General features: G+C 58.5%; 26 protein-coding genes. 18 read left to right on the top strand and 8 right to left on the bottom strand.

Annotated features, from left to right (window positions below; translation table 11 throughout):
* Positions 1-162: 162 nt before the first annotated feature.
* The 8 genes from metG to ACCD00_RS16545 all read left to right on the top strand — a co-directional run bounded on the left by metG (position 163) and on the right by ACCD00_RS16545 (position 7,141).
* On the top strand, positions 163-2,214 hold the full coding sequence (gene metG / locus ACCD00_RS16580; RefSeq protein ID WP_413426126.1) for a methionine--tRNA ligase: 2,052 nt from the start codon (positions 163-165) through the stop codon (positions 2,212-2,214).
* Positions 2,215-2,453: 239 nt separating this feature from the next.
* Positions 2,454-3,023: an electron transport complex protein RnfA gene (locus tag ACCD00_RS16575; protein ID WP_413426124.1), complete on the top strand. Its 570-nt coding sequence runs from the start codon at positions 2,454-2,456 to the stop codon at positions 3,021-3,023.
* Positions 3,020-4,033: an electron transport complex subunit RsxB gene (gene rsxB, locus ACCD00_RS16570; RefSeq protein WP_413426122.1), complete on the top strand. Its 1,014-nt coding sequence runs from the start codon at positions 3,020-3,022 to the stop codon at positions 4,031-4,033. Before ACCD00_RS16575 ends, rsxB begins: the two co-directional genes overlap by 4 nt.
* Positions 4,020-5,006, top strand: coding sequence for an RnfABCDGE type electron transport complex subunit D (locus tag ACCD00_RS16565; protein ID WP_413426120.1), 987 nt, complete (start codon positions 4,020-4,022; stop codon positions 5,004-5,006). The genes rsxB and ACCD00_RS16565 overlap by 14 nt, the downstream gene beginning before the upstream one ends.
* Positions 5,003-5,614 carry an RnfABCDGE type electron transport complex subunit G gene (locus ACCD00_RS16560; protein WP_413426118.1) on the top strand — a complete coding sequence of 204 codons (612 nt, stop codon included), beginning with the start codon at positions 5,003-5,005 and terminating at the stop codon, positions 5,612-5,614. Before ACCD00_RS16565 ends, ACCD00_RS16560 begins: the two co-directional genes overlap by 4 nt.
* Positions 5,607-6,191, top strand: coding sequence for an Rnf-Nqr domain containing protein (locus ACCD00_RS16555; protein ID WP_413426116.1), 585 nt, complete (start codon positions 5,607-5,609; stop codon positions 6,189-6,191). Before ACCD00_RS16560 ends, ACCD00_RS16555 begins: the two co-directional genes overlap by 8 nt.
* Before the next feature lie 25 nt (positions 6,192-6,216).
* The gene (nth, locus tag ACCD00_RS16550; protein ID WP_007985859.1) at positions 6,217-6,855 is read left to right on the top strand and encodes an endonuclease III; all 639 of its coding nucleotides are present in this window, start codon (positions 6,217-6,219) and stop codon (positions 6,853-6,855) included.
* A gap of 106 nt (positions 6,856-6,961) precedes the next feature.
* Entirely contained in the window at positions 6,962-7,141 is a 180-nt protein-coding gene (locus ACCD00_RS16545; RefSeq protein ID WP_413426114.1) for a PA3496 family putative envelope integrity protein, read from the top strand.
* 81 nt (positions 7,142-7,222) lie between these two features.
* On the opposite strand, the gene ACCD00_RS16540 is transcribed toward ACCD00_RS16545, so the two are convergent.
* Complete coding sequence (locus ACCD00_RS16540; protein WP_056726139.1) at positions 7,223-7,849, bottom strand: response regulator transcription factor; 627 nt, start codon at positions 7,847-7,849, stop codon at positions 7,223-7,225.
* A 479-nt stretch (positions 7,850-8,328) separates the two neighbouring features.
* Here ACCD00_RS16540 and ACCD00_RS16535 point away from each other — a divergent pair, with 479 nt between their 5' ends.
* Positions 8,329-9,039: a hypothetical protein gene (locus tag ACCD00_RS16535; protein ID WP_413426111.1), complete on the top strand. Its 711-nt coding sequence runs from the start codon at positions 8,329-8,331 to the stop codon at positions 9,037-9,039.
* Positions 9,040-9,183: 144 nt separating this feature from the next.
* Here ACCD00_RS16535 and ACCD00_RS16530 read toward each other — a convergent pair whose 3' ends face one another.
* On the bottom strand, positions 9,184-10,401 hold the full coding sequence (locus ACCD00_RS16530) for an argininosuccinate synthase (protein WP_007985864.1): 1,218 nt from the start codon (positions 10,399-10,401) through the stop codon (positions 9,184-9,186).
* Positions 10,402-10,530: 129 nt separating this feature from the next.
* Positions 10,531-11,436: a flagellar protein MotY gene (locus ACCD00_RS16525; protein WP_413426109.1), complete on the bottom strand. Its 906-nt coding sequence runs from the start codon at positions 11,434-11,436 to the stop codon at positions 10,531-10,533.
* 159 nt (positions 11,437-11,595) lie between these two features.
* On the opposite strand from ACCD00_RS16525, the gene pyrC reads away from it, so the two are divergent.
* Positions 11,596-12,642 carry a dihydroorotase gene (gene pyrC / locus ACCD00_RS16520; RefSeq protein ID WP_008018542.1) on the top strand — a complete coding sequence of 349 codons (1,047 nt, stop codon included), beginning with the start codon at positions 11,596-11,598 and terminating at the stop codon, positions 12,640-12,642.
* Positions 12,639-13,316: a ribonuclease T gene (rnt, locus tag ACCD00_RS16515; protein WP_110660659.1), complete on the top strand. Its 678-nt coding sequence runs from the start codon at positions 12,639-12,641 to the stop codon at positions 13,314-13,316. The genes pyrC and rnt overlap by 4 nt, the downstream gene beginning before the upstream one ends.
* A 187-nt stretch (positions 13,317-13,503) precedes the next feature.
* On the opposite strand, the gene ACCD00_RS16510 is transcribed toward rnt, so the two are convergent.
* Positions 13,504-14,106, bottom strand: coding sequence for a peroxiredoxin (locus ACCD00_RS16510; RefSeq protein ID WP_007971324.1), 603 nt, complete (start codon positions 14,104-14,106; stop codon positions 13,504-13,506).
* A gap of 312 nt (positions 14,107-14,418) precedes the next feature.
* On the opposite strand from ACCD00_RS16510, the gene ACCD00_RS16505 reads away from it, so the two are divergent.
* Positions 14,419-14,637, top strand: coding sequence for a bacterioferritin-associated ferredoxin (locus ACCD00_RS16505; protein WP_007985869.1), 219 nt, complete (start codon positions 14,419-14,421; stop codon positions 14,635-14,637).
* Between the two features lie 198 nt (positions 14,638-14,835).
* The gene (gene bfr, locus ACCD00_RS16500; RefSeq protein ID WP_057396758.1) at positions 14,836-15,312 is read left to right on the top strand and encodes a bacterioferritin; all 477 of its coding nucleotides are present in this window, start codon (positions 14,836-14,838) and stop codon (positions 15,310-15,312) included.
* A gap of 173 nt (positions 15,313-15,485) precedes the next feature.
* Here the strand turns inward: bfr and grxD are convergent, their stop codons facing one another.
* Entirely contained in the window at positions 15,486-15,824 is a 339-nt protein-coding gene (gene grxD / locus ACCD00_RS16495; protein ID WP_413426106.1) for a Grx4 family monothiol glutaredoxin, read from the bottom strand.
* Between the two features lie 97 nt (positions 15,825-15,921).
* The gene (locus ACCD00_RS16490; protein ID WP_413426104.1) at positions 15,922-18,030 is read right to left on the bottom strand and encodes a molybdopterin oxidoreductase family protein; all 2,109 of its coding nucleotides are present in this window, start codon (positions 18,028-18,030) and stop codon (positions 15,922-15,924) included.
* 606 nt (positions 18,031-18,636) lie between these two features.
* Here ACCD00_RS16490 and argF point away from each other — a divergent pair.
* Positions 18,637-19,557 (top strand): ornithine carbamoyltransferase, encoded by a 921-nt coding sequence (gene argF, locus ACCD00_RS16485; protein WP_413426102.1) that lies wholly within the window; start codon positions 18,637-18,639, stop codon positions 19,555-19,557.
* Entirely contained in the window at positions 19,554-20,663 is a 1,110-nt protein-coding gene (locus tag ACCD00_RS16480) for an ABC transporter ATP-binding protein (protein ID WP_413426100.1), read from the top strand. Before argF ends, ACCD00_RS16480 begins: the two co-directional genes overlap by 4 nt.
* 116 nt (positions 20,664-20,779) lie before the next feature.
* Here ACCD00_RS16480 and ACCD00_RS16475 read toward each other — a convergent pair whose 3' ends face one another.
* Complete coding sequence (locus ACCD00_RS16475) at positions 20,780-21,562, bottom strand: PhzF family phenazine biosynthesis protein (RefSeq protein ID WP_413426098.1); 783 nt, start codon at positions 21,560-21,562, stop codon at positions 20,780-20,782.
* A 106-nt stretch (positions 21,563-21,668) separates the two neighbouring features.
* Positions 21,669-22,139, bottom strand: a complete 471-nt coding sequence (ybaK, locus tag ACCD00_RS16470; RefSeq protein WP_007971306.1) for a Cys-tRNA(Pro) deacylase — start codon at positions 22,137-22,139, stop codon at positions 21,669-21,671.
* 349 nt (positions 22,140-22,488) lie between these two features.
* Here ybaK and ACCD00_RS16465 point away from each other — a divergent pair, with 349 nt between their 5' ends.
* The 3 genes from ACCD00_RS16465 (at position 22,489) to ACCD00_RS16455 (ending at position 25,952) form a co-directional block, all read left to right on the top strand.
* Positions 22,489-23,340 carry an MIP/aquaporin family protein gene (locus ACCD00_RS16465; RefSeq protein ID WP_413426096.1) on the top strand — a complete coding sequence of 284 codons (852 nt, stop codon included), beginning with the start codon at positions 22,489-22,491 and terminating at the stop codon, positions 23,338-23,340.
* A 74-nt stretch (positions 23,341-23,414) separates the two neighbouring features.
* The gene (gene glpK, locus ACCD00_RS16460) at positions 23,415-24,920 is read left to right on the top strand and encodes a glycerol kinase GlpK (protein ID WP_413426094.1); all 1,506 of its coding nucleotides are present in this window, start codon (positions 23,415-23,417) and stop codon (positions 24,918-24,920) included.
* Between the two features lie 276 nt (positions 24,921-25,196).
* The gene (locus ACCD00_RS16455; protein WP_007971301.1) at positions 25,197-25,952 is read left to right on the top strand and encodes a DeoR/GlpR family transcriptional regulator; all 756 of its coding nucleotides are present in this window, start codon (positions 25,197-25,199) and stop codon (positions 25,950-25,952) included.
* Positions 25,953-26,187 lie beyond the last annotated feature (235 nt).

Below are 26,187 nucleotides of genomic sequence, written 5' to 3'. Positions count from 1 at the left end.
GGCGGACTTGAGTACGCCATCGCCGGCAAGCCGGCTCCTACAGATGGGTAATACATTGCATAAACGGCTGTTACTCATCCAATGAAACAGGCTCACAGGGTGAAAAATATGCGCCAGCGCTTTATAGTGGCCGACCTCCGTTTCATCAAGTAGCCGAGCCCCATGTCCGAGCCACGCAAGATCCTCGTCACCAGCGCCCTGCCCTATGCCAATGGTTCGATCCACCTTGGCCATATGCTGGAATACATCCAGACCGATATGTGGGTGCGCTTCCAGAAGCACCGCGGCAACCAATGCATCTATGTCTGCGCTGACGACGCCCACGGTTCGGCGATCATGTTGCGCGCGGAAAAAGAAGGCATCACCCCGGAACAACTGATCGCCAACGTCCAGGCTGAACACAGCGCCGACTTTGCCGACTTCCTCGTGGACTTCGACAACTTCCACTCCACTCACGCCGAAGAAAACCGTGAGCTGTCGAGCCAGATCTACCTGAAGCTGCGTGACGCCGGGCACATCGCCACACGCTCGATCACCCAGTATTTCGACCCGGAAAAGAAGATGTTCCTGGCCGACCGCTTCATCAAGGGCACCTGCCCGAAATGCGGCACTGAAGACCAGTACGGCGACAACTGCGAAAAATGCGGCGCAACCTACGCGCCAACCGACCTGAAGGATCCGAAGTCGGCAATCTCCGGCGCCACCCCGGTGCTCAAGGATTCCCAGCACTTCTTCTTCAAGCTGCCGGACTTCCAGGCCATGCTGCAGACCTGGACCCGCAGCGGCACCCTGCAGGATGCCGTGGCCAACAAGATCGCCGAATGGCTGGATGCCGGCCTGCAACAGTGGGACATCTCCCGCGATGCGCCGTACTTCGGTTTCGAGATTCCCGACGAGCCGGGCAAGTACTTCTACGTGTGGCTGGATGCGCCGATCGGCTACATGGCCAGCTTCAAGAACCTGTGCAACCGTACGCCGGAGCTGGACTTCGACGCGTTCTGGGGCAAGGACTCCACCGCCGAGCTGTACCACTTCATCGGCAAGGACATCGTCAATTTCCACGCCCTGTTCTGGCCAGCCATGCTCGAAGGCGCCGGCTACCGCAAGCCGACCGGGATCAACGTGCACGGCTACCTGACCGTCAACGGCCAGAAGATGTCCAAGTCCCGCGGCACCTTCATCAAGGCCCGCACCTACCTGGATCACCTGTCGCCGGAATACCTGCGCTACTACTACGCGGCCAAGCTGGGCCGTGGCGTCGATGACCTCGACCTGAACCTCGAAGATTTCGTGCAGAAGGTCAACTCCGACCTGGTGGGCAAGGTCGTCAACATCGCCAGCCGTTGCGCCGGGTTCATTCACAAAGGCAATGCGGGCGTGATGGTCGACACCAACTCCGCGCCCGAGTTGACCGAAGCATTCCTGGCCGCCGCGCCAGGCATTGCCGACGCCTATGAAGCCCGCGACTTCGCCCGCGCCATGCGCGAGATCATGGGCCTGGCCGACCGCGCCAACGCCTGGATCGCCGACAAGGCGCCGTGGTCGTTGAACAAACAGGAAGGCAAGCAGGATGAAGTCCAGGCCATCTGCGCCACCGGCGTCAACCTGTTCCGCCAACTGGTGATATTCCTCAAGCCGGTCCTGCCGTTGCTGGCCGCCGATGCCGAGGCGTTCCTGAACGTCGCGCCGCTGACCTGGAACGACCACGCGACCTTGCTCGCCAACCATCAGTTGAACGAGTTCAAGCCGCTGATGACCCGTATCGACCCGGTCAAGGTGCAAGCCATGACCGACGCTTCGAAAGAAGACCTGACCGCCAGCCAGACCGATACCGGCGAAGCCGCACCTGCCGGCAATGGCGAACTGGCCAAGGATCCGCTGTCGCCGGAAATCGAGTTCGACACCTTCGCGGCAGTCGATTTGCGCGTCGCGCTGATCGTCAAGGCTGAACACGTGGAAGGCGCCGACAAGCTGCTGCGCCTGACCCTGGACATCGGTGACGAGCAACGCAATGTGTTCTCCGGGATCAAGAGCGCCTACCCGGACCCGTCCAAGCTCAATGGTCGTCTGACCATGATGATCGCCAACCTCAAGCCACGGAAAATGAAGTTCGGCATCTCCGAAGGCATGGTGATGGCGGCCGGTCCCGGCGGTGAAGAAATCTACCTGCTGAGCCCTGACAGCGGCGCCAAGCCGGGTCAGCGCATCAAGTAAGGTCTGCGGCAAATCGATCCCACAGTCGTGCCTGGCGCGACTGTGGGATTTTCATGTCTGGCCCACCCTCCCGCCTTGCCGGATAATGCCTAAGCTTTTTAGACCATCTCCTGTAGGAGCGAGCTGGCTCGCGATGGTCGTTAACGATTATGCGTGTCCACAGGTTGAACGCAGCGCTCTTGAGTCCATCGCGAGCCAGCTCGCTCCTACAAAAACTACCGTTCCTGTCGGCACGAACAATGACCGAAATCCTGCTTACGCTTATCAGCGCCGCCCTGATCAACAACCTCGTGTTGCACTGGCCGTTGGCCGTCGATCCGCTGTTGGCCGGCCAGCGCCGTCAGGTCCATGCCTTGGGCATTGCGACGACATGCCTGATGCTGGTCGTGGGCATGCTCGGCTACGCGCTTTATCACTGGCTGCTGGTGCCGCTGCAATTGACGGCGCTGCGTCTGTTTGTGTTTCTGCCATTGAGCGTTCTGCTGATCAGCCCACTGCTGAAGTGGCTGGCGCGGCTGTTTTCGACACTGCCGTTCGAAGGCCTCTGGCCGTTGCTGCTGGGCAATGCCGGCGTGCTCGGCGTGGCCTTGCTCAATGCTCAAGAGGACAAGGGCTTCTTTCACGCTTCAGCCTTGAGCCTTGGTGCAGGGTTGGGCTTCTGGCTGGTGTTGAGCCTGTTCACTGATTTGCGTGAACGCACGGCCGACAACGATGTTCCCCTGCCCTTTCGCGGCTTGCCGATCGCCCTGATTGGTGCCGGCCTGATCGCAGTGGCCTTTCTCGGATTCAGCGGACTGATCAAAACATGAGTCTGATTCAACGCATCGACGCACTCTTGCCGCAAACCCAATGCGGCAAGTGCGGCCACCCCGGGTGCAAGCCGTACGCCGAAGGCATTGCCAGCGGTGAAGCGATCAACAAGTGTCCGCCCGGCGGCAACGAAACCATTGCGGCCCTGGCCGAGCTGCTGAAGGTGCCGGTGCTGGAACTGGACATCACTCGCGGCTCGGCACCTGCGCAAATTGCCTATATCCGCGAAGCCGAGTGTATTGGTTGCACCAAGTGCATTCAGGCCTGCCCGGTCGATGCCATCGTCGGTGCGGCCAAACTGATGCACACGGTGCTCATCGATGAGTGCACCGGTTGCGACCTCTGTGTGACGCCGTGCCCGGTGGACTGCATCGAGATGCGCCCACTGCCACCGAACACGGTACTGCCCGTTGTCGGGGGCCTGGCCCTTACACCGCAGGCAAGGCAGGCCCGCACCCTCAAGCGCGATCACGCACGGAGCCGCTTCGAACAACGCAATGCCCGCTTGCAGCGTGAGGAACAACAGAAAGTCGCCGAGCGGCAGGCCCGACAGCGGGCCGCACAACCTGCCGAAGTGGCAGTCGACCCGGTGCAGGCCGCCCTCGAGCGTGTTCGTGCACAGAAAGCCGCCAATGCCGATGCCGCGCTGAAAAAGGCAAAAATCGATGTGGCGATGAGTCGGGCGCAGTTGCACAAATCGCTGAAGGCCTTCGGACATCCACCGACCTTCGAACAGCAATCGCAGTTGATCGTTTTGCAACAGCAGTTCGAAGCCGCCGAACAAAACCTGGCGCAACTGGAAAGCGCCGCCCCTCAGCCCCCTGCGCCGACGGTCGCCACTGTGTCGTCGAATGATGCCGATCTGAAACGGGCCAAGATCCAGTTGGCCATGCGCCGCGCCGAACTCAAGAAGGCTCAGGCCAACGAAGCACCGGCGGAACAAATCGAAGCCCTGGAGCGCGCACTCGGCGAAGCCGAACGCCAGGTGGACGCCCATGCCAACCCTTGAAGCGGTGGATGATCGCCTGCAACAGGCGATGAAGCTGGTACTGCTGGCCACGCTACCGGGAATGCTGGCGGCATTCTGGCTGTACGGCTGGGGTGTGTTGATCAACCTGGTTCTCGCGGCCGCTGCTGCACTGGCCGTTGAGGCCGCCGTCGTGTTATGGCGCCAGCGACCGCTGAAGCCAACCCTGAGTGACGGTAGCGCGCTGGTCAGTGCCACATTGCTGGCTCTGGCGTTGCCGCCTTATTGCCCATGGTGGCTGACCCTCAGTGCTGCCGCTTTTGCGATGGTGTTCGGCAAGCACTTGTATGGCGGCGTCGGCTCGAATCCCTTCAACCCGGCGATGCTCGGTTTTGCCCTGGTGCTGGTGGCCTTTCCCCAACCAATGACCCATTGGCCATCATCCCAGGGCATGGACCTGCTGAATGGCTTGCAGCAAGTGTTCGGAGTCGGCCATGCGCCGGATGCGTGGGTGCAGGCCACGGCGCTGGACAGTCTGCGGATCAACAAAAGCCTGACCATGGATGAACTGTTTGCCGGCAACCTGGCATTTGGCCACTTTGGCGGCCGGGGGGTGGAATGGATGAACCTGGCCTTTGTGGCGGGTGGAATGTTTCTCCTGCAACGAAAGGTAATCAGTTGGCATGCTCCCGTCGGCATGCTCGCCAGCCTGTTCATCATCAGCCTGCTGTGCTGGAACGGGTCGGGCTCGGACTCTCATGGCTCACCACTGTTTCATCTGCTGACCGGCGCGACCATGCTGGGGGCGTTCTTCATCATCACCGAACCGGTGTCCGGCGCCAGAAGCCCTGGCGCGCGACTGCTGTTCGGCGCTGGCGTCGGGCTACTGACTTATCTGATTCGTACCTGGGGCGGCTATCCGGATGGCATCGCCTTCGCCGTGTTGTTGATGAACCTGTGCGTGCCGGCGCTGGAGCGGTTCGTGGCGGCCAGACAGCAGCCGGAGGCGCCATGAGCCGGACATCGAGCATCGCGCTTGTGGTGCTTTTGGCCGCACTGGGCCTTGGCGTGACGTACTTCGTGCAGCTCGGCAGCGCGCCGCGCATTGCAGCCGAACAGCGCCTGATCGACAGCCGTAACCTGCTCGACCTGATCCCGTCAGACAGCTACGACAATCAGCCACTCGAACACCCCATCAAGTTCGAAACAACCGTCCTGACCAACAGCACCTTGCTGGGTGGTTATCTGGCGACCCGGGCCGATCAGCCCGTCGCGGTGTTACTGCGCAGTCAAACCCTTGGCTACGCCGGAGCCATCGACCTGCTGATCGCTATCGACGCCAATGGCAGGTTGCTGGGCGTCAAAACCCTCAAGCAGTCGGAAACACCAGGACTGGGAGCACGGATCGCCGACTGGCCCAATACCTGGCTGCAGATTTTTTCCGGCAAATCTCGAACACAACCCGGTGACAGCGGCTGGGCGCTGAAAAAGGATCAGGGGCAGTTCGATCAGATCGCAGGTGCGACCATCACCTCAAGAGCAGTGATCAATGCTGTCCACGATGCCTTGCGCTACTTCGATGAACATCGGCAACCACTGCTCGGAACACCTGCCCATGGATAACTCATCGACTCTGCGCAACGCCTTGATGCTGACACCGCTGATCGGCGCCACCCACTCGCTGATGGCCGCACTTGGCATGTGCCTGATGTTCATGGCGGTGACCCGGTTGTTCAGTCTGGCCATGGGTGCCTTGCGACCCCGACTGGTCCCGGCGACCCGCCTGCTGGCCAGCGTCCTGCTGGCGGCCACGCTCACCAGTTGCGCGGAGCTCATGGCACAGGCCTGGTCGCTGCAATGGCAGCAGCATCTGGGGTTTTACGGCGCCTTGATCGCCTTGCAATGCGTCGTACTGGAACACGCCGGGTTCTTTCAGAACGGCTGGCACCAACGCCTGCGACTCGATGGACTGTTTGTCGCGCTGATGATCGGGCTGGCCTTGCTGCGCGAACTCATCGGCAACGGAACACTTGGAAGCCATCTATCGTGGCTGTCCGGCGCAACGCAAAATGACTGGCAAGGCTGGGTGCTGCTGGCCGATGGCGGTCTGCGCCTGGCGACATCGGTCCCTGGCGGATTCATTCTGCTCGGACTGCTGATCGCTGCCTGGCAGGCCTGGCGCCCCACACCCACCCATTGATTGCTGTCGAGGAAACGCACCGCCCATGAATGCCGCAAAACGTCTGGAAATATTCCGCAGACTGCACGAGGACAACCCGGAACCAAAGACCGAGCTGGCCTATTCCTCACCGTTCGAACTGCTGATTGCCGTGATTCTCTCGGCGCAGTCGACCGATGTCGGCGTCAACAAGGCCACAGCCAGGCTGTTTCCGGTCGCCAATACCCCGGCAGCGATCCATGCCCTGGGTGTCGAGGGGCTGTCGGAGTACATCAAGACCATCGGTCTGTACAACAGCAAGGCGAAAAACGTGATCGAAACCTGCCGTTTGCTGGTCGAGCGTCACGCAGGTGAAGTGCCACAAACCCGCGAAGAGCTGGAAGCGCTGCCCGGCGTCGGCCGCAAAACCGCCAACGTGGTACTCAATACCGCATTCCGTCAGCTGACCATGGCCGTCGACACGCATATTTTCAGGGTCAGCAACCGGACTGGCATTGCTCCCGGCAAAAATGTGGTGGAGGTCGAGAAAAAGCTGATGAAATTCGTGCCCAAGGAGTATCTGCTCGACTCCCATCACTGGCTGATCCTTCACGGCCGCTATGTTTGCCTCGCCCGCAAGCCCCGGTGCGGAAGCTGCCGGATCGAGGACTTGTGCGAATACAAGCACAAAACCTCCGACGATTGAGGCGCTATTGGGATTATCTAATTACCGATTGAAAAAATCTTTTTTACCCGCCGGGAGATTGTCGATATAAGGAGCCCCAAAGGCCTTCTTAGCCTGGAGTAATTAAATGAGTACTGGCAAAGAGCAATTGGACGTAGAAGACGACTTCACCACCACTGAAACCGATGAGGCCGAGCCGGTGGTTGAAGTAGCGAAAACTAATCTGAGCAAACGCCGCACCATCGACAACCTGCTGGAGGAGCGCCGACTGCAAAAGCAGTTGGCCGATTACGATTTTGACTTATGACACCTGAAAGCCTCCCGAAACGGAGGCTTTTTTTTAAGTGCCATACTCCGTTAGACGCCCCCTGGTCGAGCAGTTACCTCCTCACACCAGACCATTGCGTTGTGCCAGCTCGATCAAATCGACCAGAGACCTCGCATTCAGCTTGAGCAGCAGGCGGGTCTTGTAAGTACTGACTGTTTTATTGCTGAGGAACATTCCATCGGCAATCTCTTTATTGGTCTTTCCTCTGGCCAACTGTTGCAGGACCATCATTTCCCGTCCTGACAATCGATCAACCATATCGGCCTCACTGGCGTTCCCCAAACTGCAACGCACGGTATGCAAGGCTTGATTGGGAAAGTAGCTGTAACCCGACAACACAGCCTTTATTGCACTGAGCAACTCCGTCAGATCTTGTTGCTTGCAGACATAACCGGCCGCACCGGATTGCATGCAACGCATGGAAAAATGCCCCGGCGCCTGGGAAGTCAAAATCAGAACTTTCATCGGCATTGAGGCCGAAGACAAACGCGCGATGACTTCCAACCCGTCCAGCTTCGGGATCCCGATATCCAGAATGACAATATCCGGCATAAGTTCACGGGCCAGTTGCAGTGCATCCACACCATTATCGGTTTCTGCAATAACTTCGTAGCCATGACGCTCCATTAGCATACGTACCGCAAGACGAATGACGGGGTGATCATCCACGATCAGCACTTTATTCATGGGCAAGTCCAATTTTCGCTGTTCGAATTTTCAGAGCCCGCACAATAGCCTAGTCGTTTCACCCATGGCATGTCGCCCCTTCCAGCCACCCGCACCAAGAGACATCCCCTACAAACAACACGGATTCCTCCTACAAAAATCCCTCGAACTGAATGAGTTGAAAACCATATCAGCGTCATGGTGTCGCACTTTCCAGCTGACACCTCTATCGATTTACGACCAAAATTTTCCGAGAACCGGCCTGAACGGACGCCCCCTGACAAAGATAAACCTCTACTCTCCCGGTAAAACGTAACTGATATTTACGCACTAAACAGTCATTCCAGAAATATCACACACCAGGCATCCAATTACTCTTACAGCAAATAATTTTTTCTGAGCGATCATTAAAAAACCACCAACACTCAAAAAACCAAGTACAACACAACAGAAACCCATCAAACTAACTTTATAAACCATTCGAGAGAAGACAACACAGCATGAATACAGAGCTTGATAAAAAACGAATCACCAACCCAATGTCAATTATCGCTATATTCGCAACACTCTCTGAAACCTCGGCAGCCGTTTCTCTGCCCTTCCTTGACCAGGAAGAACAAGAGCTCTATGTCTGGTTTCTGATCAGCTTTCCGTTTTATTTACTTTTACTTTTTTTCGCAACACTCAACTTCAACTACCGATCACTGTATGCACCTTCCGACTTTGAAAAGGGGAAACACTTCATGAAAGTCATGGATGTCGCTGGGCGGTCGGAAAAAAAAGCGTCCGGGAAGTTACCCGAGAATCACGCCCTGAAAACGTCGACGAATGACCGGCAGTCAACCCGGAGGCCCTGCGGTGCACAGGACCCGCCAACGGAGATTGGTCTGCAGTCCACCGTCCTTGTTCAGCATCAACTTCAGTTACCGGAGCTTGTAAAAGACCTGTACATCGTTGATGCACGCTGGATGAGCAAGGAGATCGAATTTGCAGCGCTGCTGGAAACCATCCAGAGGCCACGGGAAAAGACGACGTACGTGATTCTGTTTGTCACTTGTGCCGTTTCGGAGACTTTGCTGAAAGCCAGTGCGCTTGAACACTCAAGGCAGACCAGGAAACACTGTGCCGCCCTTTATGTTGCCTACAATCTGGACTCGCACAGGTTGACGGTCATTGATCAAGCCGGACAACCGACAAGCAATAACCCGTAGAACAAGAAAAACTATTGGAAGGAGAAAAACAGGAAATCGTCAGCAGCACAAACACCTGACAACGCAGTAACTGGCGTCACCCCATTTTCAGGTGCCTGACCTCGTCCTGGACGAGGTCAGGCTCCCATCACGATGTCAAAGGTCTCAGAACAGCTTCCGGCCTTTGTTCGCCGCAATGCGCATGCGCAGGGCATTGAGCTTGATGAAGCCTGCTGCATCCGCCTGATTGTACGCGCCGCCATCTTCTTCGAAGGTAGCGATGTTGGCGTCGAACAGCGAGTCGTCGGACTTGCGGCCAGTGACGATTACATTGCCCTTGTACAGCTTCAGGCGCACAACGCCGTTCACGTTGACCTGGGACGCATCGATCATCTGCTGCAGCATCAGACGCTCAGGGCTCCACCAGTAGCCGGTGTAGATCAGGCTGGCGTACTTGGGCATCAGCTCGTCCTTGAGGTGAGCCACTTCGCGGTCCAGGGTGATCGATTCGATCGCGCGGTGGGCACGCAGCATGATGGTGCCGCCCGGGGTTTCGTAGCAGCCACGGGACTTCATGCCCACGTAGCGGTTCTCGACGATGTCGAGACGGCCGATACCGTGTTCGCCACCGATACGGTTCAGGGTCGCCAGCACGGTGGCCGGAGTCATTTCGACGCCGTCCAGTGCGACGATGTCGCCGTTGCGGTAGGTCAGTTCCAGGTACTGCGGCTTGTCTGGAGCGTTTTCCGGGGAAACGGTCCAGCGCCACATGTCTTCTTCGTGCTCGGTCCAGGTGTCTTCCAGCACGCCGCCTTCATAGGAGATGTGCAGCAGGTTGGCATCCATGGAGTACGGGGATTTCTTCTTGCCGTGGCGCTCGATCGGGATCGCGTGCTTATCGGCGTAATCCATCAGCTTTTCACGGGACAGCAGGTCCCATTCGCGCCAGGGAGCGATCACTTTCACACCTGGCTTCAAGGCGTAGGCACCGAGTTCGAAACGAACCTGGTCGTTGCCTTTGCCGGTGGCACCATGGGAAATGGCGTCAGCGCCGGTTTCGTTGGCGATTTCGATCAGGCGCTTGGCGATCAGCGGACGAGCGATGGAAGTACCCAGCAGGTACTCGCCTTCGTAAACGGTGTTGGCGCGGAACATCGGGAAAACGAAATCGCGCACGAACTCTTCGCGCAAGTCGTCGATGTAGATCTCTTTGACGCCCATGGCCTGAGCCTTGGCGCGTGCAGGTTCGACCTCTTCGCCCTGACCCAGGTCAGCGGTGAAGGTCACCACTTCACAGTTATAAGTATCCTGCAGCCACTTGAGGATCACCGAAGTGTCCAGGCCGCCGGAATACGCCAGAACGACCTTGTTTACGTCCGCCATGCCATCACTCCACGGGGTTCTACGGAAAGCCGGGAAGTCTACCGCTCATGCAGAATAATTTACAGTGGCGCGACAGCTTATGACGACGAAGCGACAGATTATGTCGAGAGGGCGACGATGACCAAAGAGTCAGGAAGTTGCCGAAGTGGCCGCTTTCGTCGCTTGCGGGGCGACTTGTTCCACAGGCGCTCCACGCTCCAGGCGTACCGCTACCCGTCGGTTCTTCGCGCGGTTGGCGTTGTTGGTATTAGGCGCCAGCGGATAACGTTCGCCATGGAAACGCATGGTGATTTGCGACTCCTGGATGCCATTGGCCTTGAAGAACTCCATGACTGCCAGGGCCCGACGCCGGGACAGGTCGCGGTTGGTCAGGCGGTTGCCGCTGTTGTCGGAGTGCCCGTCGAGCTCGATATGATTGACCGTCGGATCAGCCTTCATGTACTCCAGCATGACCTGCAGCCTGGCCTTCGCGGCGCTGTCGAGCTCGATTCCACCGCCGGGGAAGCCGACTTCGGATTGTTTCACCTGCTCGAAGTTCTGCGGCAACAGTTTGGCCACGCAGCTTTGGTAATCGGCAAACGCCTTGGTGAACCTGACCGGCAGCAAGCGCACTTCCGACACCCGGCCATCCCCCGAGGAATGGCGAACCACCGGGCTGCGACCGTCCATCAATCCGCTGATCAGGCGTCCGGCCTGAACCTGTGAACTGTTGAACAACACGTTGCCGCTGCCGATTCTCACCGTGCCCAGATTGATATCGTCACGCCCCGGTTGCCACGGTGCCGCAGCGGCCAGCAAGGTCGCCGAACCGCCGCCGATCATCGGGTTGTAGGTTTTCAGACGAAAAGTCGCCTGCTCGCCGGCACGACGCACGAACTCGCCCGAACCGAAGTCGGTTATCGGCTGAGCCAGGCGGCATTCGAACTTGTCACCTTCGACCGTCCACTCAATGCTCTCCAGACGGGTCTGGAAAGTGAGCGCCATCGCGGGAAGGCTGGCAAACACACTGAGCAAGGCTAAATAACGCTGGCGCACGGGAGGCTCCACTGGCTTCTACAACAAAAAGACCGACACACGCATGTCTACGGCATACCTGTTGGATATCGGAAGCTTCCCGTAAAACTTGATAGCGAGTGCCTGCAAGAGTCTTTTCCGGTAGCATTCCCCTGAGTTTGACCCGCCTGGAATCCCCTCATGTCCGACCGCCTGACCCTGCTGCGTCCCGACGACTGGCACATTCATCTTCGCGATGGTGCCGTGTTGACCAATACCGTCGCGGATGTCGCGCGCACCTTTGGTCGCGCCATCATCATGCCCAACCTGGTTCCACCGGTGCGTAACACGGCCGAAGCCGACGGCTATCGCCAGCGGATTCTCGCTGCCCGCCCGGCCGGCAGCCCGTTCGAGCCGCTGATGGTCCTGTACCTGACCGACCGCACCCAGCCTGAAGAAATTCGCGAGGCCAAGGCCAGCGGATTCGTGTACGCCGCCAAGCTGTACCCGGCTGGCGCGACCACCAACTCGGACTCTGGTGTTACCAGCATCGACAAGATTTTCCCTGCACTCGAGGCCATGGCCGAAGTCGGGATGCCGTTGCTGATTCACGGTGAAGTCACCCGTGGCGATGTCGACGTATTCGACCGCGAAAAATTCTTCATCGATGAGCACATGCGTCGTGTGGTCGAGCGTTTCCCGACCCTCAAGGTGGTCTTCGAACACATCACCACCACGGACGCCGTGCAGTTCGTCAACTCGGCTTCGGCCAACGTGGGCGCGACCATCACCGCTCACCACCTGCTGTACAACCGCAACCACATGCTGGTGGGCGGGATTCGGCCGCACTTCTATTGCCTGCCGATCCTCAAGCGCAATATCCACCAGGAAGCCCTGCTCGACGCCGCCACCAGCGGCAGCGAGAAGTTCTTCCTCGGCACCGACTCGGCACCTCACGCCCAGCACGCCAAGGAAGCGGCCTGCGGCTGCGCCGGTTGCTACACCGCCTTTGCTGCCATCGAGATGTACGCCGAAGCCTTCGAACAGCGCAATGCGCTGGACAAGCTCGAGGCCTTCGCCAGCCTCAACGGCCCTCGGTTCTATGGTCTGCCGGCCAACACCGATCGCATCACCCTGGTCCGTGAAGAATGGACCGCCCCTGCCAGCCTGCCGTTTGGCGAGCTGACCGTTATCCCGCTGCGCGCCGGTGAAAAACTGCGCTGGCGCCTGCTGGAGGAACACGCGTGAGTGAAGAGCATTTCGATGACGAACTGGAAGGCAACGGCGGCGGAGGCGGTTCCCGTCATCCGATGGCCGCACGGTTTCGTGGTTACCTGCCGGTTGTCGTCGACGTAGAAACCGGTGGCTTCAACTCGGCCACCGACGCCCTGCTGGAAATCGCCGCGACCACCATCGCCATGGATGAAAAGGGGTTTGTCTACCCGGATCACACCTACTTCTTCCGAGTCGAGCCGTTCGAAGGCGCGAACATCGAAGCGGCGGCCCTGGAGTTCACCGGAATCAAGCTCGATCACCCGCTGCGCATGGCCGTGAGTGAAGAGTCTGCCCTGAACGATATCTTCCGTGGCGTGCGCAAGGCCCTCAAGGCCAATGGTTGCAAACGGGCGATCCTGGTCGGGCATAACAGCAGCTTCGACCTGGGCTTCCTGAATGCGGCGGTTGCACGCCTGGACATGAAGCGCAATCCGTTCCATCCGTTCTCCAGTTTCGATACCGCAACGCTCGCAGGCCTCGCCTACGGCCAGACTGTGCTGGCCAAGGCGTGCCAGGCAGCGGACATCGACTTCGACGGTCGCGAGGCTCACTCGGCCCGCTATGACACCGAGAAGACGGCAGAGCTGTTCTGCGGCATCGTCAATCGCTGGAAACAAATGGGCGGCTGGGAAGATTTCGACGATTGATTGCTCTTTGTAGGAGCGAGCTGGCTCGCGATGGTGGTCAACGATAACGCGGGTTGTCTGGTTCCCCGCGGTGTTCTTGAGTCCTTCGCGAGCGAGCTCGCTCCTACAGAGGTACATAGTTCCAGGTTTATCCCGCGCATAAAAAAACCGGCCTCGATGGCCGGTTTTTTTATATCTGGAACGTACCTTACAGAGCGGCAGCGTGCTCGGTCAGGTAAGCCGCAACGCCTTCTGGCGAAGCGTTCATGCCTTTGTCGCCTTTCTTCCAGTTGGCAGGGCAGACTTCGCCGTGCTCTTCGTGGAATTGCAGAGCGTCGACCAGACGCAGCAGCTCTTCCATGTTACGGCCCAGCGGCAGGTCGTTGATGATCTGCGAACGGACAACGCCTTTGTCGTCGATCAGGAACGCGCCACGGAAAGCCACGCCGTCAGCGGACTGAACGTCGTAGGCCTTCATGATTTCCTGCTTGATGTCGGCAGCCATGGTGTAGCGAACTTCGCCGATACCGCCATTGTTGACCGGAGTGTTGCGCCAGGCGTTGTGGGTGAAGTGCGAGTCGATCGACACGGCGACCACTTCAACGTTGCGTGCCTTGAACTCGGACATGCGGTTGTCCAGAGCGATCAGCTCGGACGGGCAAACGAAGGTGAAGTCCAGCGGGTAGAAGAACACCAGGCCGTATTTGCCTTTGATCGCCGAAGACAGGGTGAAGCTGTCAACGATCTCGCCATTGCCGAGTACGGCCGGTACGGTGAAGTCAGGGGCTTGTTTGCCTACGAGTACGCTCATTGGATATCTCCTGGTGTAATAGCGTGAGAAACAGGGTTCGCATCAGCCTGCCACCCTGAGGCGACAGCCCTGTGACACGATCCCCGGTCGCAAAAGACCGGCCATCATACACCGCGTGTTTGAGCTGGCTTAGCTGTTTTTTCCCTGTACGATGAAATCCCCGACGGTTTTGTATCCCCAGACTTGCCAGGCAGACCGTTCGTCAGCCATACCCGTTTATGACGAAAAGTGTTCTGAAACCACTTTGACAATCATTCTCGTTAACATTAAGATCCATCGCAATTGAGTCACAATCAGCGACGGACCTTCCTTATGTATGTTTGCCTCTGCACTGGCGTCACCGACGGTCAAATCCGCGATGCGATCTATGAAGGATGCTGCAGCTACAAGGAAGTCCGCGTGGCCACAGGCGTTGCCAGTCAATGCGGCAAATGTGCCTGCCTCGCCAAGGAAGTGGTCCGCGAGACCCTGACAAAACTGCAAACGGCTCAGGCCGCAATTCCATATCCGGCAGAATTTACAGCCGCTTGAATATCGAATTTCAAAGAACCGGACATAAGTCCGGTTTTTTTATGTCTCAAAATCAACTAGTTATGCTCTAGACGCGGAACACAAACATTCTTATTCCGATTAATTTTCATTTAAGTTTCAATAACTTAGGTTTGACACGATTAAATACGCGGCTCAAACTCTGCTCTATTGACAGCTAATACAGGGCAGGACCCCATCATGAAAGGCGACGTTACAGTCATCCAGCATCTCAACAAGATCCTTGCCAATGAGCTGGTCGCGATCAATCAATATTTCCTGCATGCGCGCATGTATGAAGATTGGGGCCTGAACAAACTCGGCAAGCACGAGTACCACGAATCCATCGACGAGATGAAGCACGCGGACAAGCTGATCAAGCGCATTCTGTTCCTTGAAGGCCTGCCGAACGTCCAGGACCTGGGCAAACTGCACATCGGCGAACACACCAAGGAAATGCTCGAGTGCGACCTGCGTATCGAACGCACCGGTCACGCGGACCTCAAAGTGGCTATCGCTCATTGCGAAACAGTTGGCGACTTCGGTAGCCGTGAGCTGCTTGAAGATATCCTCGAGTCCGAAGAAGAACATATCGACTGGCTGGAAACCCAGTTGGGCCTGATCGAGAAGATCGGGATCGAGAACTACCTGCAATCGCAGATGGGCGAAGACGAGTAAGTTCTACGCAATAAAAAGCCCCGCTCTCTTTTGAAGAGGCGGGGCTTTTTTATATCTGCTTCTGTAGGAGCGAGCTTGCTCGCGATGGTGGTCAACGATAACGCGGGGAGTCTGGTTCCCCGCGGTGCTCTTGAGTCCATCGCGAGCAAGCTCGCTACTACAGGAGGTGTCGGTCAGGCTTCAGTCTTGGCAGCGGCTTTTGCAGCAGCGTCTTTGATCAGCGCCTGCAACGAACCATCAGCCGACATCTCGGTCATGATGTCGCTACCGCCGACCAGCTCGCCGGCAACCCACAGCTGTGGGAAGGTTGGCCAGTTGGCATATTTTGGCAGGTTGGCGCGGATTTCCGGGTTCTGCAGGATGTCCACGTACGCAAACTTTTCACCACACGCCATCACGGCCTGTGCAGCTTTCGCGGAGAAGCCGCACTGCGGGGCATTCGGCGAGCCTTTCATGTAAAGCAGAATGGTGTTGTTGGCAATCTGCTCTTTAATCGTTTCGATGATATCCATGGAGCACCTCGGCTGAACTTTCCGACTCATGGGTCGGCACGGTGGCGCATTGTAACGGAAAGCCGAGCGCCCTGCTCGGTCTCTCCGTCAGTATGATTCATGCGGCGCCCACGGTCACCGGCACGCCATTGAGCGCGGCATTTCCCGAGAGTTCGTCAATCTGGCATTCGTCGGTCAGGTCGTTGGCGCTGGAGCCCGGCTGACTGCTGGCAATCGACATTTGCACGCCCGGCCGCGCATGCCCCCAGCCGTGAGGCAGGCTGACCACGCCTTTCATCATGTCCAGACTGCCAAGCACTTCGACTTCAATCACACCCACCCGCGAACTGACCCGCACACGTTGCCCGTCACTGAGCCCGCGACTGGCCAGGTCGTCCGGATGCATCAGCAACTGGTGACGAGGCTTGCCCTTCACCAACCGATGATAATTATGCATCCATGAGTTGTTACTGCGCACATGCCGGCGGCCAACCATCAACAACTCGTCGGCGGCCGGCGCCTGCAAGGCGGCGAAGCGCGCCAGGTCGGCAAAAATCACTGCAGGCGCGGCCTGGATGCGTTGATTGGCAGTCTTCAGGCGCTGTGCGAGGTTAGGCTTGAGCGCTCCCAGATCAACACCATGGGGATGATCGAACAAAGTCGCCAGCGACAGCTTGTACTCGGAAGTGTCGCCGTACAGCCCCATGCGCAGGCCGCGATCGATCATTTGCGCCGGAGCGATGGTGGGTTTCAACTCCTTGCCGGTCCTGGCGGCAAATGCCTTGGCCAGCCCGACGAAGATCTCCCAGTCGTGCAATGCACCTTCGGGTTTGGCCAGGATGGCGCGGTTGAAACGGCTGACGTTGCGCACCGCGAACAGATTGAATGTGGTGTCGTAATGGTCGTTTTCCAGCGCCGATGTGGACGGCAGGATCAAGTCGGCGTAACGCGTGGTTTCATTGATGTACAAATCGATACTGACCATGAACTCCAGCCCGTCCAGCGCCTGCTCGAGCTTTCGGCCATTGGGCGTGGACAGCACCGGATTGCCTGCCACGGTAATCAACGCCCGGACTTGCCCTTCCCCTTCGGTGAGCATCTCTTCGGCCAGCGCCGACACCGGTAACTCTCCGGCGTACTCCGGGCGCCCGGAAACCCGACTTTGCCACAGATTGAAATGCCCGCCCGAAGTCGTCGCCACCAGGTCCACCGCCGGCTCGGTGCACAAGGCCCCCCCCACGCGATCGAGGTTGCCGGTGACCAGATTGATCAACTGCACCAGCCAGTGGCACAGCGTACCGAAAGCCTGGGTCGAGACGCCCATGCGGCCATAGCAGACTGCACTCGGTGCCGCGGCGAAGTCCCGCGCCAATTGGCGGATCTGTTCGGCGGGCACGGCGCACAACGGACTCATGGCCTCGGCAGTGAACGGCGCGACGGTCTCTCGCACCTGCTCCAGACCGTCTACCGGCAGATGGCTGTCACGGGGCAGACCTTCAGCGAACAAGGTGTTGAGCAGCCCGAACAACAGTGCGGCATCACCTCCCGGACGCACGAACAGGTGCTGATCGGCAATGGCCGCCGTTTCACTGCGGCGCGGGTCGACCACCACCACTTTGCCGCCCCGGGCCTGTATCGCCTTCAAACGTTTTTCCACATCTGGCACGGTCATGATGCTGCCGTTCGAAGCCAGCGGATTGCCGCCCAGGATCAGCATGAAATCGGTGTGATCGATGTCCGGGATTGGCAGCAACAAACCATGGCCGTACATCAAATGACTGGTCAGGTGATGGGGTAACTGATCGACCGACGTCGCGGAAAACCGGTTGCGGGTTTTCAACAGGCCGAGGAAGTAATTGCTGTGGGTCATCAACCCGTAATTGTGCACGCTCGGGTTGCCCTGATAGACCGCCACGGCGTTTTGCCCGTGACGCTCCTGAATGGCGGCGAGGCGTTCGGCGATCAGATTGAATGCCGCGTCCCACTCGATGGGCTGCCACTCATTGCCCACCCGCTGCATGGGCTGGTGCAGGCGATCTGGATCATTCTGGATGTCTTGCAGCGCCACGGCCTTGGGGCAGATGTGCCCACGGCTGAACGTGTCCTGGGGGTCGCCCTTGATCGAGGTGATCTGGACGTTACCGCGTTCGACCTCAGTGGTTTCGATGGTCAGGCCACAGATGGCTTCGCACAAATGGCACGCACGGTGATGGAGAGTCTTGGTCATGGCCAGTCTCTGTTTTGTCATGGGCGGGCAACGATGGCCGCGGAAACAAAACTATGGTGCCAGACCCGCCACCACGCCAGCGATGTTCGTCTTGTGAATCGAAGGTTATCAGGCCAGCCGATGACCATCCCGGTTCAGTTTGGTCGTCATCGAAGCGGTGAGGCCCGGTCGTTCCATTAACAGCTGTTTTTTCGATTCCATCGGGAAGCTTCCTGCGTCGCTCGAGATTTGTTTATAACCCGGCACTTTGCATTAGCAAATATTTCAGGCTGGCGACACGCCACCCAAGACCAGGAATGACAGGTCAGAAACCGACTGCCAGCACACCATTGCCGCCCCGCCTGATTGCCAAGCCCCGAGAGGCCGGTGTACAAATGAGCCGCTGCTATCAGGAAACAGGCTTCAAAAGCGCTGCCTCGGTGAACCCGTAGCACCTCTGAAACTCCCTAAAAACTGTAGCCCTATTGGTAAGACGCGACATTTAATTATAAGATCGCGCCTTCCCCTATTTCGTCGCCCCGTGCGGCTTACGCCGCAGGTCTCGCCCGTTGTTCCGTCAAACAAGGCTTTGAGCATCTGCGGTTTGTAGCAAAAAGGTAGTCAATGATGAGCGCAAGGCACTTTCTCTCCCTGATGGATTGCACGCCCGAAGAGCTGGTCAGCGTGATCCGTCGAGGCGTTGAGCTCAAGGACCTGCGTAACCGCGGCGTACTGTTCGAGCCTCTGAAAAACCGCGTCCTGGGGATGATTTTCGAGAAATCCTCGACCCGTACCCGGATCTCCTTCGAGGCCGGCATGATCCAGCTCGGCGGCCAGGCGATCTTCCTGTCGCCACGTGACACCCAGCTGGGTCGTGGCGAGCCGATCGGCGACTGCGCCATCGTCATGTCGAGCATGCTCGACGCGGTGATGATCCGTACCTTTGCCCACAGCAACCTGACCGAATTCGCCGCCAACTCCCGCGTACCGGTGATCAACGGCCTGTCCGATGACCTGCATCCGTGCCAGTTGCTGGCGGACATGCAGACTTACCTCGAACACCGCGGCTCTATCCAGGGCAAGACCGTGGCCTGGATCGGCGACGGCAACAACATGTGCAACAGTTATATAGAAGCGGCGATCCAGTTCGACTTCCAGTTGCGCGTTGCCTGTCCGGAAGGCTACGAACCCAACCCTGAATTCGTGGCCAAGGCCGGCGACCGGGTCACCATCGTTCGCGACCCGAAAGATGCCGTGCGTGGTGCACACCTGGTGAGCACCGACGTCTGGACCTCCATGGGCCAGGAAGAGGAAACCGCCAAGCGCCTGAAGCTGTTCGCACCGTTCCAGGTCAACCGCGCCCTGCTCGACCTGGCCGCTGCCGACGTGCTGTTCATGCATTGCCTGCCGGCGCACCGTGGCGAGGAAATCAGCGTCGACCTGCTCGACGACCCGCGCTCGGTGGCCTGGGATCAAGCCGAAAACCGTCTGCACGCGCAAAAAGCCTTGCTCGAATTCCTCGTTCCGCCTTCGTACCACCACGCATGAGCCAGCCATTACTGCTTAACCTGCGCAACCTCGCCTGCGGCTACCAGGACCAGCGAGTGGTGCAGAACCTCAACCTGCATTTGAACGCCGGCGACATCGGTTGCCTGCTGGGCTCTTCCGGCTGTGGCAAAACCACCACACTGCGGGCGATTGCCGGTTTCGAACCGGTACACGAAGGCGAAATCCAGCTGGCTGGCGAGACCATCTCCAGCGCCGGTTTCACCCTCGCCCCGGAGAAACGTCGCATCGGCATGGTGTTCCAGGACTACGCGCTGTTTCCGCACTTGAGCGTGGCCGACAACATCGCCTTCGGCATTCGCAAGCATCCGCAAAAGGATCGTGTTACCGAAGAGCTGCTGGAACTGGTCAACCTGAAGAACCTCGGCAAGCGCTTCCCCCACGAGCTTTCCGGCGGGCAGCAGCAACGTGTCGCCCTGGCCCGCGCACTGGCGCCGGAACCGCAACTGCTGTTGCTCGACGAGCCGTTCTCCAACCTCGATGGCGAATTGCGCCGCAAGCTCAGCCACGAAGTACGCGACATCCTCAAGGCCCGTGGCACCAGTGCAATTCTGGTGACACACGACCAGGAAGAAGCCTTCGCGGTCAGCGACCACGTTGGCGTGTTCAAGGAAGGTCGACTGGAACAGTGGGATACGCCCTACAACCTCTACCACGAACCACTGACGCCCTTTGTGGCCAGCTTCATCGGCCAGGGCTATTTCATTCGCGGTCAGTTGAGCAGCCCAGAATCGGTGCAAACCGAGCTGGGTGAGCTGCGCGGCAACCGGGCCTATAGCTGGCCGGTAGGCGGCGCTGTGGACGTGCTGCTGCGCCCGGACGATATCGTCCATGCACCGGACAGCCCACTGAAGGCACGAATCGCCGGCAAGACCTTTCTGGGTGCATCGACCCTGTATCGCTTGCAGCTGCCGACAGGCGCACAGCTGGAGTCGATCTTCCCGAGCCATGTCGATCGTCAGGTCGGGGCGGATGTAGGTATTCGTGTCGCGGCTGAACACCTGGTGCTGTTCCAGGCGTCAGGCAGCACGGCGGCTCAGATTCCTGCTGTTGAATCAGGTGTCCGGCGCTACAGCACGGCCAACTGACAAACATGGATTAAATGTGGGAGCGGGCTTGCTCGCGAAGGCGGAGTGTCAGTCAATGATGATGTTAACTGACTATCCGCCTTCGCGAGCAAGCCCGCTCCCACAACGGGTTTGCGTTATCCCAGCATCAGCGTACCGCTGGCAACCAGGGTCGCATTCCCGCCGATCTTCACCCGGTCACCTTCCAGCCGGCAGAACAACTCCCCTCCTCGCGTCGAACGCTGACAGGCCGTCAGGCTCGACTTGCCCAAACGCTTCGACCAGTACGGAATCAGGCTGCAATGGGTCGATCCGGTTACCGGATCTTCGTTGATGCCGATCGCCGGTGCGAAATAACGGGACACGAAATCATGTTGGTTGCCTCGTGCCGTCACGATGGCACCCAGCCATGGCAATTTCGCCAGGGCCACCATGTCCGGCGTGCAGTCGAGTACCGCTTGCTCGGACTCAAGCACCACAAACAACTCATTCGAGCCCAGCACTTCGACAGCTTCAACGCCGAGCGCACGCTCGACATCCAGGGTCACACCGATTCCCGAGGGGATGATCGACGGGAAATCCAGCCACAGGCGCCCACCTTCACGCGTTACGCTCAACGGGCCGGATTTGCAGATAAAGTCCAGCCGTTCGACGGGTTCCTTGTAGATCTCAAACAATACATGGGCGCTAGCCAGCGTCGCATGACCGCACAATGGCACCTCGGTGGTCGGTGTAAACCAGCGGATATGCCAGCCTTGCCCTTCGCGCACGACAAACGCCGTTTCGGCGAGGTTGTGTTCGGCGGCAATCTTTTGCATCAATTCATCGGCAAGCCAGGTATCGAGCCGATAGACCATCGCCGGGTTGCCGCTGAATGGCTGATGGCTGAACGCGTCGACCTGATGGAACTCTAGCTGCATAACCTTCTCCCTTTGTCAGACCGCTGAGCATGCAGCGCCGACCGACCCGGCACCAGTGACAGAGCCGGCCGATTTTCACCATACAGCGGTGCGCGCACGTCAACGCTCACGCACGGCCGATATCGGCAAACTTCGCCTGGGTGTGTTCGGCCAGCACGGCCGGTGCCAATTCGACTTCCAGTCCACGTCGACCCGCACTGACAAAAATGCTGGCAAAGGGCTGGGCTGAATTATCAATGAACGTACGCAAACGCTTTTTCTGCCCCAGCGGGCTGATCCCGCCCAACAGATAGCCAGTGGAGCGCTGCGCTGCCGCCGGATCAGCCATTTCGACCTTTTTCACGCCGGCGGCGTGGGCCAGCCCTTTCAAGTCCAGACTGCCGACAACCGGCACCACGGCCACCAGCAACTCGCCCTTTTCGCTGGCCGCCAGCAAGGTCTTGAATACCTGCGCCGGATCGAGCCCGAGTTTTTCCGCTGCTTCCAGCCCGTAGGAGGCAGCCTTCGGGTCATGTTCGTAACTGTGTACGCGATGTTCGGCCCGAACCTTTTTCAACAAATCCAATGCGGGGGTCATGGCAGCTCCAGACATGGCGGCAGAAGAAAAATACTGCGCCGGATTCTAGGACATTGATCGTTAAAAGGCTCTACGGCAGCGCATCCATAACGCCATCGCCTGGCCATCCCATTACCCAACGACTTGTTCATTCATGCGACGAATAGTTTATTTATGACCGATGGTTCACTTTCGACCTTTGACAGTAGCGTTTCTTGTCTATATTTTTTCGTTTCTGAAACTGTACGAAATGTCCTACCGCAGTACCCGGCAGTAAACCGCGACCAGGATGGGGATCCTGCCTCGGCGAAAACCGCGCTCCGACCATGATGGAAAATAGCGCCAGACAACAAAAAAAATTGAGGTTTCAATGACAACTGCTTTACAACAACCGTCGCTCTCGAGCCAATGCATGGCCGAGTTTCTGGGTACAGCGCTGCTGATCTTCTTTGGTACAGGTTGTGTTGCCGCGCTCAAAGTCGCGGGTGCCAGTTTTGGCTTGTGGGAAATCAGCATTATCTGGGGCGTCGGCGTCAGCATGGCGATCTACCTCACCGCCGGGGTTTCCGGGGCTCACCTGAACCCTGCCGTGAGCATTGCCCTGAGCATTTTCGCGGACTTCGAAAAGCGCAAATTACCTTTCTACGTACTCGCCCAAGTGGCGGGGGCCTTCTGTGGAGCACTGTTGGTTTACACGCTCTACAGCAATCTGTTCTTCGAATTCGAACAAACGCAGCACATGGTTCGCGGCACTCAAGCCAGCCTTGAACTGGCCTCCGTGTTCTCCACTTTCCCGAACCCTATGCTGACCACCGCCCAGGCATTTCTGGTCGAGGTGATCATTACGGCCATCCTGATGGGCGTGATCATGTCCCTGACCGACGACAACAATGGCCTGCCCAAAGGCCCGTTGGCACCGCTGCTGATCGGCCTGCTGATTGCGGTGATCGGCAGCTCGATGGGACCGCTGACCGGTTTTGCCATGAACCCCGCACGAGACTTCGGCCCTAAACTGATGACTTTCTTCGCCGGCTGGGGTGAAATTTCCTTCACTGGCGGACGCGACATTCCGTATTTCCTGATTCCGGTTTTCGCACCGATTGTCGGTGCCTGCCTCGGCGCTGCGGCCTATCGCGGGTTGATCGCCCGTCATCTGCCAAACGCCACACCTGCTACAAAGGAAGCAGTACCTGCCATCGACGGCAAACCGAGAACGTCTTGATACCGTTGGCGCGTGCCCCTGCCCTTTGATCACGCGCCAGACCTCACTCCCTTTTTTCGCCCAAGGCAATCGACATGACCGACACACAGAATAAGAACTACATCATTGCCCTCGATCAGGGTACGACCAGCTCCCGCGCGATCATTTTCGACCGCGACGCGAACGTGGTCTGCACCGCCCAACGGGAGTTCGCACAGCATTACCCGCAAGCCGGTTGGGTCGAGCATGACCCGATGGAGATCTTCGCCACTCAAAGCGCCGTGATGGTCGAGGCCCTGGCACAAGCCGGCCTGCACCACGATCAGGTCGCAGCCATCGGCATCACCAACCAGCGCGAAACCACCGTGGTGTGGGACAAGAACACCGGCCGCCCGATCTACAACGCAATCGTCTGGCAGTGCCGACGCAGCACCGAGATCTGCCAGCAGCTCAAACGCGACGGTCACGAGCAATACATCAGTGAAACCACCGGCCTGGTCACGGACCCGTATTTCTCCGGCACCAAGCTCAAGTGGATTCTCGACAACGTCGAAGGCAGCCGTGAGCGCGCGCGCAACGGTGAGCTGTTGTTCGGCACCGTCGACAGTTGGCTGATCTGGAAGTTTACCGGCGGCAAGGTGCATGTCACCGACTACACCAACGCCTCGCGCACCATGCTCTTCAACATCCACACCCTGGAGTGGGACGCGAAGATGCTGGAAGTCCTCGATATCCCGCGTGAGATGCTCCCGCAGGTCAAATCGTCGTCCGAAATCTACGGCCACACCAAAAGCGGCATCGCCATCGGTGGCATTGCCGGCGACCAGCAAGCGGCCCTGTTCGGCCAGATGTGCGTCGAGCCAGGCCAGGCGAAAAACACCTATGGCACTGGCTGCTTCCTGCTGATGAACACCGGCGACAAAGCCGTGAAATCCCGACACGGCATGCTGACCACCATCGCGTGCGGCCCGCGTGGCGAAGTGGCCTACGCGCTGGAAGGCGCGGTATTCAACGGTGGCTCCACCGTGCAATGGCTGCGTGACGAGCTGAAGATCATCAACGACGCCCACGACACCGAATACTTTGCCAACAAGGTCAAGGACAGCAACGGCGTGTATCTGGTGCCGGCTTTCACCGGACTTGGCGCACCGTACTGGGACCCGTACGCCCGCGGCGCATTGTTCGGCTTGACCCGCGGCGTACGTGTGGACCACATCATTCGCGCAGCCCTGGAATCGATTGCCTACCAGACCCGCGACGTGCTCGACGCCATGCAGCAGGACTCCGGCGAACGTCTCAAAGCCCTGCGCGTGGATGGCGGTGCAGTGGCCAACAACTTCCTCATGCAGTTCCAGGCCGACATCCTCGGCACTCAGGTCGAGCGCCCGCAAATGCGTGAAACCACGGCACTCGGTGCCGCTTACCTGGCAGGCCTGGCCTGTGGCTTCTGGGGCAGCCTGGAAGAGCTGCGCGGCAAGGCAGTGATCGAACGCCGCTTCGAACCGACACTGGACGAAACGGCGAAGGAAAAGCTCTACGCCGGCTGGAAAAAAGCCGTCAGCCGCACCCGCGACTGGGCAGCTGAAGACGAGGCTGAATAAACCGGAATACGAGCTCGTATCTGTATGTCCAAACAGCGTGAAAACGTAGCGAGCGAAGAAAAGACAAGGCAAAAACAGGCGAGGACCGGCTGGGGTCGCACCCGACTTTACGAGGTTGTAAATGAGCAGTCCGAGCCTGTTTTTAACGCAGGATTTCTTGCGTAACGCCGAAGGCGCCCAGCACGAAAGTAGTTTTCACGTTGTTTGGAAACTGGTCGGGAGCAGATTCCTGCGTCATCATGGGCAAATTTTGCACGGCAGCCCAAAGGACGCCCCATGAATCTGCCTCCCCGTCAGCAACAAATCCTCGAACTGGTTCGCGAACGCGGCTATGTCAGCATCGAGGAAATGGCCACGCTGTTCGTCGTTACCCCGCAGACCATCCGCCGCGATATCAATCAGCTCGCGGAAGCCAATTTGTTGCGTCGCTATCACGGCGGCGCGGCTTACGACTCAAGTGTCGAAAACACTGCCTACGCCATGCGTGCCGACCAGATGCGCGATGAAAAACAGCGTATCGGCGAAGCCATCGCCGCGCAGATTCCCGACCATGCCTCGTTGTTCATCAACATCGGCACGACCACCGAATCCATCGCCCGGGCACTGCTCAACCACAGTCACCTGAAGATCATCACCAACAACCTGCATGTGGCGTCGATGCTCAGCGCCAAGGACGATTTCGACGTGCTGCTGACCGGTGGCAACGTACGGCGTGACGGTGGAGTAGTCGGTCAGGCCAGTGTCGACTTCATCAACCAGTTCAAGGTCGATTTCGCCCTGGTCGGCATCAGCGGCATCGATGAAGACGGTAGCCTGCTGGACTTCGATTATCAGGAAGTGCGGGTATCCCAGGCGATCATCGCCAATGCCCGGCAAGTGATCCTCGCGGCCGACTCCAGCAAGTTCGGGCGCAACGCCATGATTCGCCTGGGGCCGATCAGCCTGGTTGATTGTCTGGTCACCGATCAACAGCCCTCCCCGGCGCTGGCGCAGCTGTTGAACCAGCACAAGGTTCGGCTGGAGGTTGTATAACGCCGAAGGCGGTTGAACAACCTGTAGGAGCCAGCTTGCTGGCGATGGCGCACTCAAGGGCGCCATCGCCAGCAAGCCGGCCCCTACAATAAATACCCCGCAACACTCTCTTCCTCCACACTCAATGTTCGAATATTTTCCTTTAACGGCCCTTCGATGAGTATTTTCAATCGAAGCTGACTGGCTGTGCGCGTCTTTATGGGCTAGTATTTTCGCAAATGAACATTAATGTTCG

The organism is Pseudomonas sp. Pseusp3 (assembly GCF_047304225.1).
Classification (GTDB): domain Bacteria; phylum Pseudomonadota; class Gammaproteobacteria; order Pseudomonadales; family Pseudomonadaceae; genus Aquipseudomonas; species Aquipseudomonas fluorescens_CD.
The sequence above is the reverse complement of the archived record's forward strand: the minus strand, read 5'-3'. Positions and strand labels throughout refer to the sequence as shown.